We start from the raw sequence: 15,994 nt of genomic DNA, 5'->3' as shown, positions 1-15,994 counted from the left end.
AATGGAAATATTTAGCTTACAAGATATGATTCGCGGTTGGTTTGTTGGAAATTTTGATCCAAGTGTTGTAAAAACAGATTTGGTTGAAGTTGGTGTAAAATGTTATAAAAAAGATGATTATGAAGATAAACATTATCACAAAATAGCCACCGAAATTACTGTAATTATTGAGGGTAAGGTGCAAATGGGTAGTAAAATATATGCAAAAAATGATATTATAGTTATATATCCAAAAGAATCTACAGATTTTAAAGCTTTGGAAGATACTATTACAGTAGTGGTAAAAATTCCAGGAGCCAACGAAGATAAATATATGGGAGAAATAAATGATTAATGTTGTCATACCTATGGCTGGCCTTGGTAGTCGTTTTGCTAAAGCTGGATTTTTAAAACCAAAACCATTTATAGATGTTTTAGGTAAACCAATGATTATTAGAGTGCTTGAAAATTTATATATTCCAAATGCTAATTATATTCTAATAGCTAGAAAGGAACACCTTGAAAACGAACAGGCGCTAGTTGAATATATAAGATCAAAATTTAATGTGCATTTTATAGGTATAGATAAATTAACAGAAGGTACTGCTTGTACGGTTCTTTATGCTAAAAGTAAGATTGATAATGCAATACCATTGCTTATAGCAAATTCTGATCAAATAGTTGATATGGATATTAATGAATATATTAAAGATTGCACCAAACGCAGATTAGATGGATCGATTTTAACTTTTATAGATAGTGAGAAAAATCCAAAATGGTCTTTTGTTAAATTAGATTCACATAATACTGTAGAATATGTAAAGGAAAAAGAAGTTATTTCTGATATAGCTACAGTTGGAATTTATTATTTTAATAGAGGGAGTATATTTGTAAATTCTGCGATAAATATGATTATAGAAAATGACCGTGTAAATGGTGAATTTTATACTTGTCCTGTATACAATTATGCGATAAAAGATAAAGCAAAAATAGGTATATATAACATTGATTATAAACAAATGCATGGTATTGGAACCCCTGAAGATTTAGAAAAATATATTAGATATCAGGAAATGGATACGACCTTCTAATTATGCTTTATATTTGATTTTCTATAAAAAAGAGAAAATTATGAAATTTTATACCGTATCAAAAAAACTAAAAGAAAATGTTAAAAAATTTTATAAGATAACTTTATATCGTTTCTACAAAAATATTGTCAAAGAAGATATTTTTGTAGGTTGGGGTAGAAAAAAGTCAGGTTTAAAAGCCATAGAACTATCTAAAAAGCATAGTGTAAAATTTTTGCTTTTAGAAGATGGCTTTTTGCGTTCATTGAATTTGGGTATAGAAAATAGTCCAAGTTTTTCTATCGTCAAAGATGATGTGGGAATTTATTACGATGCAACTGCACCATCTAAACTTGAAAATATTTTAAATTCTTATGAGCTTAGTACCGGAGAGCTAGAACAAGCAAAAAAAGCCATAGAGCTTATTAAAAAAGAAAAACTTAGTAAATATAATAATAATCTTTGTGTGCCAAGAGAGCTTTTTGGATCTAATGAAGAACGCGTATTAATCATCACTCAAGTAGCAAATGATGCTTCTCTTAAATTTGGTTTAGCTGAGAATTTTTCAACTCAAGATATCATAAATGAAGCTATCAAAGAAAATCCAAATGCTAAAATATACATTAAAATTCATCCTGATGTGTTAAGTGGTAAAAAACAAAGTGATTTTGTTGTGCAAGATTTACCAAGTAAATGTGTAGTTATAAAAGAAAATTATAATCCCATAGAATTATTAAGTCATTTTAAGAAAGTCTATACTAAAACTTCTGGCATGGGTTTTGAAGCTTTGATGTTAGGGCGAGAATGTGTATGTTATGGCAAGCCATTTTATGCAGGTTGGGGTTTGACTCAAGATAAACAAGTGTGCAAAAGAAGATTTAAAAAAAGAACTTTAGAAGAGGTTTTTTATGCTGCTTATATTTTATATAGTGAGTATTTTAATCCTTACTTAAATCAAAAAAGTGATATTTTTGACACTATTCATACTTTAGCAAAGTATAAAAAGATAGAACAAGCTAATTCAAATACTTTGTATTTTTTGGGTTTTTCTAAATGGAAAAGAGAGTTTGTAAGACCTTTTTTTGAAGCTAAAAATAATAAAATCATTTTTTTAAACTCATTAGATGAACTTTACAAAGCGAATTTGGATTCTGAGGATAAAATTTTCATTTGGGGTAAAAAGCATGATAAAGCTTTACTGGCTAAAGATTTTAAAAATGCAATTTTCTTAGTAGAAGATGGCTTTTTACGCTCGGTATTTTTAGGTTCAGACCTTACACGCCCTTTTTCTTTGATAGTAGATAGTAAAGGCTTATATGTTGATCCAAGTAAGCCAAGCGATTTAGAAGATATTTTGCAAAATCACATTTTCGATGAAAGCTTAAAACAAAGAGCTAAAAAACTCATTACTACCATTACACAAAATAAATTTTCAAAGTATAATGGTTTAAAGCATGAAAAATTAAATTTTAATACCAACAAAAAAATTATTTTAATCCCTGCTCAAGTAGAAGATGATGTTTCTATGATTTTAGGTGGTGCAGGTTATGATACCTTAAAACTTTTACAAAGTGTAAGAAAAGCTAATGAAAACGCCTTTATAGTTTTTAAACCTCACCCTGATGTTTTAAGCGGTAATCGTAAGGGTTTAAAAGATAAAAGTATTATTTTAAAATACTGTGATGAGATTATAGAAAATGTCAGTATAGATAGTGCTATAAATGCGAGTGATGAAGTACATACTATAACTTCCACAAGCGGTTTTGACGCCCTTTTGCGTGGCAAAAAAGTAGTAGTGTATGGTAAGCCTTTTTATGCAGGCTGGGGTTTGACAAGCGATTTACATGAAATCCCAAGACGTACAAGAGTGCTTAATTTAGAAGAGCTTGTTGCGGGGGTTTTGATCCTTTATCCAAGATACATCCATCCAAAAAGTAAAAATTTATGTGAAGTTGAGCTTGCTTTAGATATAATGTTAAAAATGCAAAAAGATTATTTTTCTAAATTTTATTTGCGTTGGTTTATAGATATAAGAATTTATATATTAAGAAAAATAAGAAGATTAGTAGAATTTATTTTGATTAGATGAATTTAAGTAAAAAGTTAAAAAAATTTTCTGGTAAAAATGTTTTATTGCTCCAAGGACCTGTGGGAGGATTTTTTCGTAAAATCGCTACAAAAATTCCAAAAGCTAAGATTTATAAAATAAATTTTAATGGAGGGGATTTTTTATTTTACCCTTTTAAAAGCATTAATTACACTAAAAGTTTAGCCGAGCTTGAAGACTTTTATAAAAAGCTTTTTGAAGAAAAACAAATTCAAGTTGTTATTATGTACAATGATTGTAGAAAAGTTCATGAAATCGCCATTAGTGTTGCTAAACAAATGGATATTGAAGTATGGATTTTTGAAGAAGGTTATATAAGACCAAATTTTATTACTTTTGAAAAAGACGGAGTGAATGCAAACTCCACTTTACCAAGAGAAAAAGAATTTTATCTAAGTCAGAAAAAATTTGATAAAGATTTTAAATTTAAAACTTTCTCAAGCACTTTTAGAAATATGGCCTTTGCTTCGTTTTTATATTGGCTTTTTGCTTTTTTGTTTTCTTGGTATTTTAATAATTCTTTACACCATAGAAGTTTAAAATTATTTGATTTTTTACCTTGGTTTTGCTCAGTATATAGAAAAAACAAATACAAAATCACAGAAAAAAGTTTAAATGAAAAAATTCTTTCTCTAAAACAAAAGTATTTTTTAGCTATTTTACAAGTGCATAATGATACTCAACTCTCCCATCATTATAAAAAAACTACAGAAAAATTTATAGAAGAAGTGATCATCTCTTTTGCTAATCATGCTAAAGCAAAGTCATATCTAGTTTTTAAACACCATCCTATGGATCGTGGTTATAGAGATTATGCTAAGCTTATAGAAGATTTGAGCTTAAAATATAATGTCGAGGGTAGAATTTTATATATACATGATTTGCATTTACCTACGCTTTTAATCGATGCAAGAGGCACTATAGTGATAAATAGCACAGTAGGACTTTCTGCTTTATATCATAATAGTCCTTTAAAGGTTATGGGAAAAGCTTTTTATGATATAGAAGGTTTGACTTATCAAAAAAGCTTGCATACTTTTTGGAAAGAATGCAGAGCATATAAACCTGATGCGGTTTTACATGCTAAATTTAGAAATTATGTGATATATAAAACCCAAGTAAATGGGAATTTTTTCAAAAATACTAGTTTAGGTTAAAATTTCTTTTTATAGTTTTTTGCAATTTTTCTAAGTTTAAAAGGTAAGCTTAAATAGCCTATTTTAAAAGGAGTTCTTGAAGCTTGCAAAAGTGTATTACCTAAAATATAAGACAGATGTGTTTTCGCAATAAGAGCTTGTTTATAATCCGCATAAGCTTTTAATGGCGGTAGATTTTTTTGATCTTTTTGATTTTTAAAATGCTCTTTTTTGACTTTTCTTAATTCAAAAGGTATTTTAAAATACCCTAGATAACTTTTACTGTTTTTTATGATGATTTCTCCAAGCTTATAGCTTAGTCTTTCTTTTATTCTTAAACTAGCTCCATAAAGCCTATTGTCTTGATGGATGAATATTTCATATTCATTTTTTAAGCCTTTGTGGTTTAAAAAACGCAAAAGACTATGATTTTGACTTTGTAGAAAAGTTTGTGTGTTAAGTTTTTTTAGTTCATAATATTCTAGTGCTAATTCTTTATAAAATGCTATAGGCGGTATTAAAAAATCATGAGTATTTGTAAGATAATTCTTACATTCTATTTTTTTATCATTATCATTTTCTAAAAGTAAAATTCCTATTAAGTCTACATAATCAAGCCTTGGTGTTTTTTCATTTGCTATGCTTAAGCCAGAACTTTCTTCGCTTTGTTTGATAACTTGTGTATTAACATACAAAAAGGTTTGTTCATCACAAATTGCTTTTTCATTTTGTATATCTTGAAAAGTATTGATAAGCCCAAAATTTTTTACCAATTTAAAAGATGAGTTTTCAATGCTTATAGATGATATAGCATGGGTTGATGAGTTAGTGTGATTCCAAGTGTGCATGCCTAAGATTTGATAGTTTTTTAGCTCTTTTGGAAAAATGATTTTTTCATTAGCTTTAATCTTTGTAGTTTTTTCACAAAAAAATGAGTTTTTATGCTCCATTTTGGTTAAATTTGAAGGTGTAAAGATATGAAATTTTCTTTTTGAGCAAATGATATTTTCTTTGGATTTTTTAAAGCTGTGTAAATTTTCAATGATGTTTTTTCCAAGCTCTTGCATAGCTAGTGGTATAGGATGAAAATTATAGTTTTGATTAAAATCATAAAGATTATTTTTTTGGTAGTAAAGATCTACATCAATTAGATTGAAACCATAATAAGCACAATTTTTCCTATGAGCTTCATTGATAGCTTTTGTTTTGTCATTACAAGCTGGTATGGGGAGTATAAGCACTATGGTGATTTTATTTGTTTTGTAAAGTTCTTCGTAAAAATAGTCAATATTTCTAAGTATAATATTTAAACTCATAGGGCTTAAATAATCATTGATATTTGATTCGCTAATGAGAAAATCACTTTTATGTATAGTATCTTTATGGCGTATTAACTCATAAAGATTTTGTAAAGAAGTGCTAAGCCCTAAAGCATAATTATGTAGTGTAATGTCTTTATTTTCAAGACCTATTCTAAGACCATTTTTAACTACACTATTGCTACCACCTAGTAAGATTACATTCATTTAAACCTTTCCATAGTTTAATAATTTTTATTTATTTTATAAAATATTTTTTAATGAATAATTTCAGAGCAAAAACCCCTTATTTTGCCTTTAAATAAGCATTTGACAAAGATAACAACTTTAGCTATATTTTTAAATTCATTTTGAGTTTATTTGGGATTTTAATGGATAAATTGTGTCAAAAAAGAGATGTTTTTTATATAGCTGGTTATGATCCTAGAGGATATAGGCATTATTATGCTATGTTTAAAAAAAATTTAACCGAGCAAAATACACTTTTAAATTATGATTATACTTTATCAAAAGCTCAAGTTAATGCTTATCCTTCTTGGCAAATTCAAACCCCATATACAAGCACTACTTATACCTTTTTAAGCTGGAATGATATAGTCAAAAAAAACTGGTCAGAAGGTATAAAAGATGCTTTGAGTGATTGTTATAGTTTTTTTAGAATTTATACCATCACAGGGCTTTTTTTAAAATTTGGTAAGGAATCCCCACACCAACTTATCACAGGTTATTATCCATTTTTTTATGTACTTTTGAGTTTGATTTTTACTTTATTTTGTGCTTTTGGAAGCTTGTTTTATTTGCAAAATTTTCATATTGTTTTGGGAATTTTAGCCTTTATTTTATCATTAGTATTTTTACCAAAAATGCTTTATAAATTAGGCAAGAAATTGGCTGTTTTTTGGATAGCTAGAATTTGTTCTTTTTGTACAAACTGGGAGAAAAATTCTCAAGGTGAGCTTGAGTTAAGAATGGATGATTTTGCTAGAGTTATTTTTGAAAAACTAAAAGAAAATGTAAATGATAAAAATTATGAACTCATCTTAAGCGCACATAGCGTAGGAACGGTGCTTTGCATAAATGTTTTAGCAAAAGTACTTAGAAAATGCGAAAAAGAAAATATTTCTTTTGAAAATTTAAAAGTTTTAACTTTAGGTGAGTGTATACCTTTAGTAAGCTATCAAAAAAGATCTTTTGGGTTTAGAAAAGATTTAGAGTATTTAGGAAGTAAAAATTTAATATGGTATGATTTTACTTCTATTATCGATGGGGCTTGTTTTGCACAAGTTGATTTTATACGCACAAGCGGAGTAAAAGCACAATTTAGTCCAAAATACCTTTCGGCTAAATTTCATACCTTATATAAAAATAAAGATTATAAAAAAATCAAAAAAGACAAATATAAAGCACATTTTTTATATTTATTTGCCACGCAAATTCAAGGAGTATATAACTTTTTTGAATTTATCATAGGTAAAAATAAACTAGAAGAAAAAATCAAATAGGAGAAAACATGGGTCAATGTCCTTTTCATCCAAAGCCTTATAAAAATAAAGCTTCTACATTAACCACTTTTTTGTTAAAAAGAAGATCATGGCTTGATGGACTTTATGAGCGAAGCTATAAAATGATGATGGGCAGAGTAAAAATGCCTGGATTTGATCTATATGTAGTAAATGATCCAAAAGAAGTTAGACGCATCATGGTAGATGAGGTTAGAGAATACCCAAAAAGCCAACTTTTACATGAACTTTTAGAGCCACTTTTAGGTATAAGCATTTTTACAACTAATGATAGAGTATGGGAAAAGCAAAGAGAACTTTTAAGGCCTTCTTTTGAAATGACAAGGATTTCTAAGGTTTTTAATTTAATGAGTGAAGCAGCTTCTGATATGATGGCAAGATTTGCAAAGTATGAAGATAAAGCGATTGTAGAAGTAGATGAAGCTATGACTTTTGTGACTGCAGATGTGATTTTTAGAACTATCATGTCATCAAAACTTGATGAGCAAAAAGGCAAACTTGTTTTGGATGCTTTTGTAACTGTGCAAGAAGAAACAGTTAAAACAGCTATGCGAAGAATGTTTCGCTTTCCAACTTGGCTTTCAAATCTTTTGGGCGAGAGAAAAAGACTTAAAGCAGGTGGAGTTATACGCAAGGTTTTATCAGATATTATAAAGCCAAGATATGATAACGCCCTAAATGATCAAGGAAAATATGAAGATATTTTATCATCATTGCTTATGGTAGTCGATGCAGATACTAATGAGAGATTTTCTTTTAATGAAATTTTAGACCAAGTTGCCATGCTTTTCTTAGCAGGCCATGAAACTACTGCAAGCTCACTAACTTGGACGCTATATATTTTAAGTATTTCTCCAGATGAGCAACAAAAAGCTTATGAAGAAATCATGCAAGTTGCAGGTGATGAGGAGTTTAAGATAGAACATATTAGAGCGATGAAGTATGTTACTAATGTGTTTAAAGAAAGCTTAAGACTTTATCCACCAGTTGGTTTTTTTGCTAGAGAAGCAAGAAATGAAAGCAAAATGAGAGATAAGCTTATTAAAAAAGGTTCAGGCGTAGTTGTAGCTCCATGGCTTATTCATAGACATGATAGTTTTTGGGAAAATCCACATGAGTTTGATCCAAGTCGCCATGAAGATAAAAGCAAGATTAAAAAAGACACTTATATGCCTTTTGGTATGGGAGAGCGTGTGTGTATAGGGCAGGGTTTTGCTATGCAAGAGGCTGTTTTGATTTTAGCTAATATTTTAAGGACTTATAAGTTAGAATTAGAAGAAAATTTTATACCTGATATAGTAGGAAGACTTACTATAAGATCAGCAAATGGTATGAATATAAGATTTACAAAAAGGCAAAAATGAAAGAAAAATTAGCAGGAACTATACTACTTTGCGCTATTGTTCCTTTAGCGGTGGTTAGTTATCTTTTTATTGTTATAGTGGGTACTTTTGGTAATCCTGCTAGGGTTAGACAAGGTGTGAGAGCGCTTGATCATTTTGTCAATGCTACTTTGTTTAATGGTTATGCTTGGGAGTCTTTATCATCTCATGCTTGGAGGGAACGCGATAAAAGATGGGCTAAAATAGTTATTAAAATCACAGATTTTTTTGACAAAAATCACTGCCAAAAGGCAAATAAAAGAGAACAACCTATAGTGGATTTAGTTTTAGAAAGAAAGCTTACCGAACAAACTGTCGGTAAGCAGCTTTAGTTTTCTCCAAATAAAGCTTTAAGGTTTTTAAACGCTTCTTCTTGGTTATTAGTTTTATCTTCATTATTTACTTCATTAAGTTCTATCTCATATCCAAGAAGCATACTAGCTAGGCGTATATTGATACCACTTTTTCCTATGGCTTTACTTTTTTGCTCGCTATTTAGCGTTACAATAGCTTTTTTATCTTCGATATTAACTGAGTTTATAATGGCTGGAGCTAAGCTTCTTGTGATTAAAATTGCCATTTCGTTAGAATACTCAATGCAGTCGATATTTTCATTTTTTAATTCTTTGCTTACAGCATTGATTCTAACTCCTTTTATGCCTACAGTTGCTCCTACTGCATCAACACTTGGGCTATTAGCTTGCAAGATGATTTTTGCTCTCTCGCCTGGAATTCTTGCACTTGCATAAATATTTATAAGACCATCTTTGATTTCAGGAACTTCAGCTTTTAATAAAGCTTCTAAAAATTTAGGGCTAGTTCTACTAAGCTCCATTCTCATACCTGATTTATCAATATATACATGTCTAATAACAGCTTTAATCACATCGCCTACTTTAAATTTTTCACCTTTGATACGATTTTTTCTAGGTAAATATGCACGAAACTCATCAATTTCTACATAAGTATTTTCTTCACTATCTACTCTTACCACGCTACCAAAAACCATGTGCCCTACCATTTTTTGGTATTTTTCATAGATTTTTTCTTCTAAGAGTTTTTGAATGTTATATTCTAATTCTTTATGTAAGATATTTACAGCAGTACGACCTAAATTTTCTAAAGAACATTCATAAGTTAGCTCATCACCAATTTCTACATCTTTAGCTTCCGTTCTTGCTTTACTTAAAGCGATAAAATGCTCATTTTCATTTTCTAATCTTTCGTCATTATCAGCTACTACGATGATTTTTTGATAAAGTTGTAAATTTTTACCTGAATCAACAAAAAATTCATACTTATCACCATAAATTTTCTTAGCAGTATTAATAAGTGCTTTTTTAACTCTTTCTCTTACATCTTCTATTTGTAAATTTTTCTCATTAGCAATGGATTCAATTATATCTGTGATTTTTTCCATAATGACAATACAACCTTAATTTTGGATTTTAAAAGTTTGAAGAATAAAATTATATCTTTAATAAGTTTAATTAAAAGTAAAATTTGCTATAATTTCAGATTAAAAAAACTTGAGGATGATGATATGGATTTAAAAATAGCAAGAACCTCTGTTGATGAAAAGCCAAAAAGTATAAGTTTAGAAAGTATTGAAAAGGCTGTGGATAAAGAAGGTCAAAAATTTTTCTATTTTGATAAAGACAATGCACATAAGCAATTAATCGCTTTAGTAGAGCATTTTGAAAAAAAAGGAAAATGTGTTTATCATAGAACGATCAAATATGGTTTAGATGATACAGATTTTATGTATGAGGTACACATTCTTTGAGTAAAAAACTTTTTATACAAACTTTAGGTTGCGCTATGAATGTGCGTGATTCAGAGCATATGGTAGCCGAACTTAAAGAAAAAGAAAATTACGAATTAACTCAAGATGCAAAAGAAGCAGATTTGATTTTAATCAATACTTGCTCAGTACGTGAAAAGCCTGTGCATAAGCTTTTTTCAGAAGTTGGAAGTTTTGAAAAAATCAAAAAAAATGGCGCTAAAATAGGAGTTTGTGGTTGCACTGCTTCACACTTAGGAGATGAGATTTTTAAGCGTGCTCCAAATGTGGATTTTGTTTTGGGTGCTAGAAATGTTTCTAAGATCACAAAGGCTGTAAATACGCCAAAATTTTTAGGTAATGATATAGATTTTGATGAGAGTAATTATGCTTTTGCAGATTTTAGAAACAGCCTTTATAAAACCTATATTAATATCTCTATAGGTTGTGATAAACATTGTACTTATTGTATAGTGCCTCACACAAGAGGAGATGAAATTTCTATACCTTTTGAGATTATTAAAAATGAAGCATTGAAAGCTGTTTCTAAAGGTGCTAAAGAGATTTTTTTACTAGGACAAAATGTTAATAATTATGGCAAAAGATTTTCTAATGCACATGAAAAGATTAATTTTTCAGATCTTTTAGAAAAATTAAGTGAAATCGAAGGTTTAGAGCGTATTCGCTTTACAAGCCCACACCCATTACATATGGATGATAGATTTTTAGAGGTTTTTTCTAAAAATCCTAAAGTATGTAAGTCTATGCATATGCCTTTACAAAGCGGTTCGAGTGAAATTTTAAAGGCTATGAAACGCGGTTACACTAAAGAGTGGTATTTAGATAGAGCATTGAAATTGCGTTCTATGTGTAAGGATGTGAGTATTTCTACTGATGTGATTGTAGCTTTTCCAGGTGAGAGCGATAAAGACTTTGAAGATACTATGGATGTGCTTGAAAAAGTGCGATTTGAGCAAATGTTTTCTTTTAAATACTCTAAAAGACCACTAACTAAAGCTGCAATTATGCCAAATCAAATTCCTGATGATATAGCTTCAAAACGCTTGAGTATTTTACAAGCAAGACATACAGAAATTTTAGATGAAATTGTTGCAAAACAAAAAGATAAAGAATTTGAAGTTTTATTTGAAGAATTAAGAAGTGAAGGTTTTGTAGCAGGTAGAAGTGATAATAACTTTTTGATTCAAGTTAAAGGTAGTGAAGAGTTATTAGGACAAATGAAAAAAGTAAAAATCACCAATCCTAGGCGTATGGTGTTAAATGGCGAAATCCTTTAAGATTAATCTTTTAGCTTTTGGAATTTTTTTATTACAATGGCTGATTTTTTTAACTTGTAGAAAGGTTTATTTAGGGCAAAAGCTTCCAAAAAGATCATGTGTGATACTTTTTTGGCATGGGCGTCTTGCTCTAATGCCTTTTGCTTATCGTAAAATGGGTATTAAAGGAAAAAAGGCTTATGTGATGATTTCACACCATAAAGATGGAGAAATCATTGCTAGAAATATTGCCTTTTTTGGTTTGGATACTTTAAGAGGTAGTACAAGCAAAGGTGCTTTGGCTTTATTAAAACAATCTTTTAAAATTTTAGATCAAGGTGATGATGTGATTATCACTCCAGATGGGCCAAGAGGGCCTTATCATAGTGTTTCAGATGGTTCTGTGATGATAGCTTTGAAAAAAAATGCTCCACTTTTTTTGCTAAATTATGAAGCAAGTTCTTTTTGGGAATTTAAAAGTTGGGATAAAATGATCTTACCTAAACCTTTTTCTAAGATTACCTATAGACTAAGTGAAGAAATCAAAATACAAAATTTAAATTTAGAAGAAGCTAAAGTATTGATAAAAGAAAAATTTGATATGATAAGTCAAATAGACAAAGGATAAACACTATGTTATCTTTTTTTAGAAAATATATTTTGCAACTTTTAGTATGTATTTGCTATGATGAAAAACAATACATTATAAGATGTCATACTTGGAAAAAATCCCAAGCTGTTGATACTTTTGAAAAAAGCTTTGAAGATAAAGAAAAAGCCATAGAATATGTAAAAAATTTAACTAAAGATTTTCAAATTTATTATATATGCACTTTTTTTACTCCTATTGCACAAGGCGTTGTGCCAAGCTCAAATTTTAAAGATCTTTCTAATTTTGGTGTCGATGCAAGTAGTGTTAAGTGTATTTCTTTTAATAATGGTTTATTGTATGCATCTAATCATTCTTTAAGCTCATATGAGCAAGAATATGAGGCTTTTGGCGGTTTGGATTTGCTTTATTCGCCTTTTTCTTTGCTTTATCATTGTATGGTAAATAAAGGTTTTGAAGAAAAAATAGGCCTTTATGTGTATAGATACCATGACTTTGTTGCGATGTTAATTTGTAAAAATGAGACTATATTGTTTGGAAGTTATTTTAATATAGCTAGTCAAAATTATGATGAAGATGATTTTTTTGATGATATTAAAGAAGAATTTGATTTACAAATTGATGATGAAAATCAAGAAGAAGAAAATGAGCAAAATTATGACTTAAAAAGTTTAGAAGAAATGAGTCAAGAGCTTGATAAACTTGAGGAATTAGATGAAGAAAAAGAAGAACTTCCTATTGAGTCTTTAGAAAATTTTAGCTCAGATATGAAAATGATAGAATACATCATCTCAAGTGTAAAAGAATTTTATCAAAATCCTTTGTATGATAATAGCTTTTTGGAAGAAATTGTGATTTTTGATGAGGAAAGTTTTAGCCCAACCTCGCTTGATTATTTAGAAAATGAACTTTTTATAAAACCTAAAGTAGAACTTGTAGATACTTTAAATTTGATGAATGAACTTATGGTGAAGGACTTAAAACTATGAGATATAGTCTAATCAAACCTAAGATAAAACCTGTTTTTAATCTTTTTACTAGAATTTGGATTTATTTTACTAGTATTAGTGTTGCTTTGATTTTTGTAGTATTTATTGTGGTAGTTTTTAAAAGCTATTATGCGTCTGTGCAACTTGATAATAAAAAAGAAGAGTTAGCCCAAATTATCGCACAAATTAATGCAAATAAGCTTAAATATCAAGAATTAGTAAGACAAAATGATAAAGCAGAGTTGATTTTGGGAGATTTAGAGCAAGAGCAAGAAAATGGTAAAAATAAAGTTTTATTAAAAAGCATTCAAAATCTTTTTACTCTAGTGCCTAAAAACATATCTTTAGATGAGGTTTTAATGGAAGATAGATCACTTATTTTAAGAGGCATTACACCTACTAAAGAGATGTTTGCATTGTTATTAGAAGCTCCATTAAGAAGTATTTTTTCCAATTCTCAAACAAGTTATTATCAATTAGAAAATGGGTGGTATCGCTTTGTAAGTGTAAATATCACTATACCAGAGGAAATGTATGAGCAAAAACGATAAAAGCTTAGAAGAAGCTGATGTATTAAAGATATTAATTTATTCTTTTTCATTTGTAGCACTTTGTGCGATTTTGATTTTATTCTTAATCGTGCCTTTTTTGAAAGATTATAAAATCGAACATTCAAGATTAGCAACCCAGCAAATTCAAAACACTAAAGCAATAAATGAGCTGCAAGCTTTAGAAAAAGTTATTGATGAGTTTCAAAAGGTAAATGCGCAAAATTTAGCTCAAATCAATGCAGAATTTTCACAAAAAGAATTATTAGAATTTATGAAAAATTACTTTGATGATGTAAAAATCAATCTTATTCCTATTAAAAAAGAGCAAGAGTATCTAAAGTATCAATTTGGAGCTAATGTAAAGATGAAAAATCCTCAAGCTTTTTATTCTTTTTTAAATGATTTGCAAAGATATAAAAATTTAATAGAAGTTAGCACTCCTGTGGAGTTTAAATCCGAAGAAAAACACATCAATCTTAAATTTAAGATCAAAGTGTTTTACGCACAAGCTATTCAAAGATGATTACTTCATTATTTTGATAGGGAGAAATTTCTTCTTCTTTTTTATCATCTTGTTTTACATCTTGAATTTCTGAGTTTTCTTGCGTGTTTGGCTCTTCTTTGATTTCTTTTATACTAGTTTTTAAACTAGATGTGATTTCTTTATAAAAAGTAACAAAAACTTTATCAATTTCTAAAGCACTTGCTGCAAGACTTTCATTAACTTGGGTTGGAACAGCACTGTATACCTCTCTAAAGCTTTCTATACTTGCTTGTCCTTTTATAGGATAATTTAAAATAATAGGATCGTTTAATTTTGCCGAGCTTGTTGTGCTTTGGAAAGTATCTTCTTGATGTAAATTATTTAAATGACTTTGAGCTTCTAAAATGATCATAAAAGAAGACTCTACGCTATCGCCACCAAGACTTGAATTTCTTCTAACCTTATCTTCATATAAATTAGCATTGATAACTATATTAAAAATATAATCAGGATTTTCATTATCTATAGTATATCCTTTACTTTGAAGCAATGCTTTACTATCTTCTAAAAGTTGTTTTTTGAGTAATTCTAAGCTTTTGTTGATTCTTTGATTTAGAGTAGATTGCTCAAAATATGAACTATAAAAAGTACTTTTTATAATTTCTACATCATTGATTTTGACTTTAGGGCTATTAGCATTTGTGTGGTTGTGTTCTTCAAAAGTACTTTTAAAATTTGGCATAGAAATATAATAAGTTTTTTGATTACCAGCGCAAGCACTTAAAAATAAAATTATGCTAAAAAATAATAATATTTTTTTCATTTTCTCTCCTTGTGATTTTTATAATTATAACAATTTTTTGCTATATTATATGTTTTATAATAAGGGCTTTTTATGGAATTTTGGCAAAATATTTATGCAAATTTTGATGTGGTAGCTTTTGAAATTTTTGGTTTAAAAGTGCATTGGTATGGCATTATGTATGTGTTAGCTTTGCTTGTTGCTTTAATGGTTGCAAAATACTATGCGATTAAAGACAATATGGGAATTTCTAAAGCTATGCTTGATAGCTATTTTATATGGGTAGAAATTGGTGTAATTTTAGGTGCAAGAATAGGTTATATTTTAATTTATGATGCGCATACTTTATGGTATCTTACTCATCCTTGGCAAATTTTCAATCCCTTTTATAATGGAGAATTTGTAGGGATTAGAGGTATGAGTTACCATGGAGCTGTTGTTGGATTTTTAATAGCAACTTATGCTTTTTGTAAAAAAAATAAGCAAAATTTATGGAAATATTTAGATTTAGTTGCTATTAGTGTGCCATGTGGATATATTTTTGGTCGTATTGGAAATTTTTTAAATCAAGAATTATTTGGTAGAGCTACAGAAGTACCTTGGGGTATTTATGTAGATGGGATATTACGTCATCCATCGCAGCTTTATGAGGCATTTTTAGAAGGTTTTGTAGTTTTTGCTATTTTATTACTAATAAAAAAATATAAAAAATACAATGGAGAATTGATTGCTTACTATACGATTTTGTATGCTCTAGCGCGCTTTGTATGTGAGTTTTTTAGAGAGCCTGATTTTGGCATAGGCTTTGTTGCTTTTGGTATGAGCATGGGTCAGATATTGAGCTTATTAATGTTTTTATTAGGACTATTTTTATCTTTTTATTTAAGAAATATTAAAAAAAATTTATAAATTTTTATTTATTTTAAGAATAAAAGTTCTATAATTGCTCCGATATTAAAACTTATCAACTTTTAAAAGGAGTAAA

At 28.9% G+C, this 15,994-nt stretch carries 17 protein-coding genes; 14 read left to right on the top strand and 3 right to left on the bottom strand.

Annotated features, from left to right (window positions below):
* The first annotated feature begins 1 nt into the window (after position 1).
* Genes L8V79_RS03840 through L8V79_RS03825 form a run of 4 tightly spaced genes read left to right on the top strand, consistent with a single transcriptional unit; the run spans position 2 to position 4,313 of the window.
* Positions 2-334 carry a hypothetical protein gene (locus tag L8V79_RS03840; protein WP_263702547.1) on the top strand — a complete coding sequence of 111 codons (333 nt, stop codon included), beginning with the start codon at positions 2-4 and terminating at the stop codon, positions 332-334.
* The gene (locus L8V79_RS03835; protein ID WP_263702567.1) at positions 330-1,070 is read left to right on the top strand and encodes a glycosyltransferase family 2 protein; all 741 of its coding nucleotides are present in this window, start codon (positions 330-332) and stop codon (positions 1,068-1,070) included. The genes L8V79_RS03840 and L8V79_RS03835 overlap by 5 nt, the downstream gene beginning before the upstream one ends.
* Before the next feature lie 40 nt (positions 1,071-1,110).
* Positions 1,111-3,138 carry a capsular polysaccharide biosynthesis protein gene (locus L8V79_RS03830; RefSeq protein ID WP_263702546.1) on the top strand — a complete coding sequence of 676 codons (2,028 nt, stop codon included), beginning with the start codon at positions 1,111-1,113 and terminating at the stop codon, positions 3,136-3,138.
* Positions 3,135-4,313 carry a capsule biosynthesis protein gene (locus tag L8V79_RS03825; RefSeq protein ID WP_263702545.1) on the top strand — a complete coding sequence of 393 codons (1,179 nt, stop codon included), beginning with the start codon at positions 3,135-3,137 and terminating at the stop codon, positions 4,311-4,313. Before L8V79_RS03830 ends, L8V79_RS03825 begins: the two co-directional genes overlap by 4 nt.
* Here the strand turns inward: L8V79_RS03825 and L8V79_RS03820 are convergent.
* Positions 4,310-5,818: an SGNH/GDSL hydrolase family protein gene (locus L8V79_RS03820; RefSeq protein ID WP_263702543.1), complete on the bottom strand. Its 1,509-nt coding sequence runs from the start codon at positions 5,816-5,818 to the stop codon at positions 4,310-4,312. The genes L8V79_RS03825 and L8V79_RS03820 overlap by 4 nt on opposite strands.
* A 164-nt stretch (positions 5,819-5,982) precedes the next feature.
* Here L8V79_RS03820 and L8V79_RS03815 point away from each other — a divergent pair, with 164 nt between their 5' ends.
* From L8V79_RS03815 to L8V79_RS03805, 3 genes are read left to right on the top strand one after another with little or no spacing between them, the layout of a single operon-like run.
* The gene (locus tag L8V79_RS03815) at positions 5,983-7,113 is read left to right on the top strand and encodes a DUF829 domain-containing protein (RefSeq protein ID WP_263702541.1); all 1,131 of its coding nucleotides are present in this window, start codon (positions 5,983-5,985) and stop codon (positions 7,111-7,113) included.
* Between the two features lie 8 nt (positions 7,114-7,121).
* On the top strand, positions 7,122-8,495 hold the full coding sequence (locus L8V79_RS03810; protein ID WP_263702540.1) for a cytochrome P450: 1,374 nt from the start codon (positions 7,122-7,124) through the stop codon (positions 8,493-8,495).
* Positions 8,492-8,845: a membrane protein gene (locus L8V79_RS03805; RefSeq protein WP_012661066.1), complete on the top strand. Its 354-nt coding sequence runs from the start codon at positions 8,492-8,494 to the stop codon at positions 8,843-8,845. The genes L8V79_RS03810 and L8V79_RS03805 overlap by 4 nt, the downstream gene beginning before the upstream one ends.
* Here L8V79_RS03805 and nusA read toward each other — a convergent pair.
* A complete protein-coding gene (gene nusA, locus L8V79_RS03800; protein WP_263702539.1) occupies positions 8,842-9,933 on the bottom strand; it encodes a transcription termination factor NusA in 1,092 nt (363 codons plus the stop codon). The two genes, L8V79_RS03805 and nusA, sit on opposite strands and share 4 nt — an antisense overlap.
* A 123-nt stretch (positions 9,934-10,056) precedes the next feature.
* On the opposite strand from nusA, the gene L8V79_RS03795 reads away from it, so the two are divergent.
* Genes L8V79_RS03795 through L8V79_RS03770 form a run of 6 tightly spaced genes read left to right on the top strand, consistent with a single transcriptional unit; the run spans position 10,057 to position 14,246 of the window.
* A complete protein-coding gene (locus L8V79_RS03795; RefSeq protein WP_039617566.1) occupies positions 10,057-10,299 on the top strand; it encodes an HP0268 family nuclease in 243 nt (80 codons plus the stop codon).
* Positions 10,296-11,594 carry a tRNA (N6-isopentenyl adenosine(37)-C2)-methylthiotransferase MiaB gene (gene miaB / locus L8V79_RS03790; RefSeq protein WP_263702538.1) on the top strand — a complete coding sequence of 433 codons (1,299 nt, stop codon included), beginning with the start codon at positions 10,296-10,298 and terminating at the stop codon, positions 11,592-11,594. Before L8V79_RS03795 ends, miaB begins: the two co-directional genes overlap by 4 nt.
* Positions 11,578-12,201 carry a lysophospholipid acyltransferase family protein gene (locus L8V79_RS03785; RefSeq protein WP_039617569.1) on the top strand — a complete coding sequence of 208 codons (624 nt, stop codon included), beginning with the start codon at positions 11,578-11,580 and terminating at the stop codon, positions 12,199-12,201. Before miaB ends, L8V79_RS03785 begins: the two co-directional genes overlap by 17 nt.
* 5 nt (positions 12,202-12,206) lie before the next feature.
* The gene (locus L8V79_RS03780; protein WP_263702537.1) at positions 12,207-13,172 is read left to right on the top strand and encodes a hypothetical protein; all 966 of its coding nucleotides are present in this window, start codon (positions 12,207-12,209) and stop codon (positions 13,170-13,172) included.
* Positions 13,169-13,723: a hypothetical protein gene (locus L8V79_RS03775; RefSeq protein ID WP_039627963.1), complete on the top strand. Its 555-nt coding sequence runs from the start codon at positions 13,169-13,171 to the stop codon at positions 13,721-13,723. The genes L8V79_RS03780 and L8V79_RS03775 overlap by 4 nt, the downstream gene beginning before the upstream one ends.
* Positions 13,707-14,246 (top strand): hypothetical protein, encoded by a 540-nt coding sequence (locus tag L8V79_RS03770; RefSeq protein ID WP_257938602.1) that lies wholly within the window; start codon positions 13,707-13,709, stop codon positions 14,244-14,246. Before L8V79_RS03775 ends, L8V79_RS03770 begins: the two co-directional genes overlap by 17 nt.
* Here L8V79_RS03770 and L8V79_RS03765 read toward each other — a convergent pair.
* Entirely contained in the window at positions 14,233-15,030 is a 798-nt protein-coding gene (locus L8V79_RS03765; protein WP_257938603.1) for a membrane lipoprotein lipid attachment site-containing protein, read from the bottom strand. The two genes, L8V79_RS03770 and L8V79_RS03765, sit on opposite strands and share 14 nt — an antisense overlap.
* A 72-nt stretch (positions 15,031-15,102) precedes the next feature.
* Here L8V79_RS03765 and lgt point away from each other — a divergent pair, with 72 nt between their 5' ends.
* Positions 15,103-15,918 (top strand): prolipoprotein diacylglyceryl transferase, encoded by an 816-nt coding sequence (lgt, locus tag L8V79_RS03760; protein WP_263668983.1) that lies wholly within the window; start codon positions 15,103-15,105, stop codon positions 15,916-15,918.
* Positions 15,919-15,994: the final 76 nt, after the last annotated feature.

This window comes from Campylobacter sp. IFREMER_LSEM_CL2194, from assembly GCF_025771685.1.
Taxonomy (GTDB): Bacteria; Campylobacterota; Campylobacteria; order Campylobacterales; family Campylobacteraceae; genus Campylobacter_D.
The sequence above is the reverse complement of the archived record's forward strand: the minus strand, read 5'-3'. Positions and strand labels throughout refer to the sequence as shown.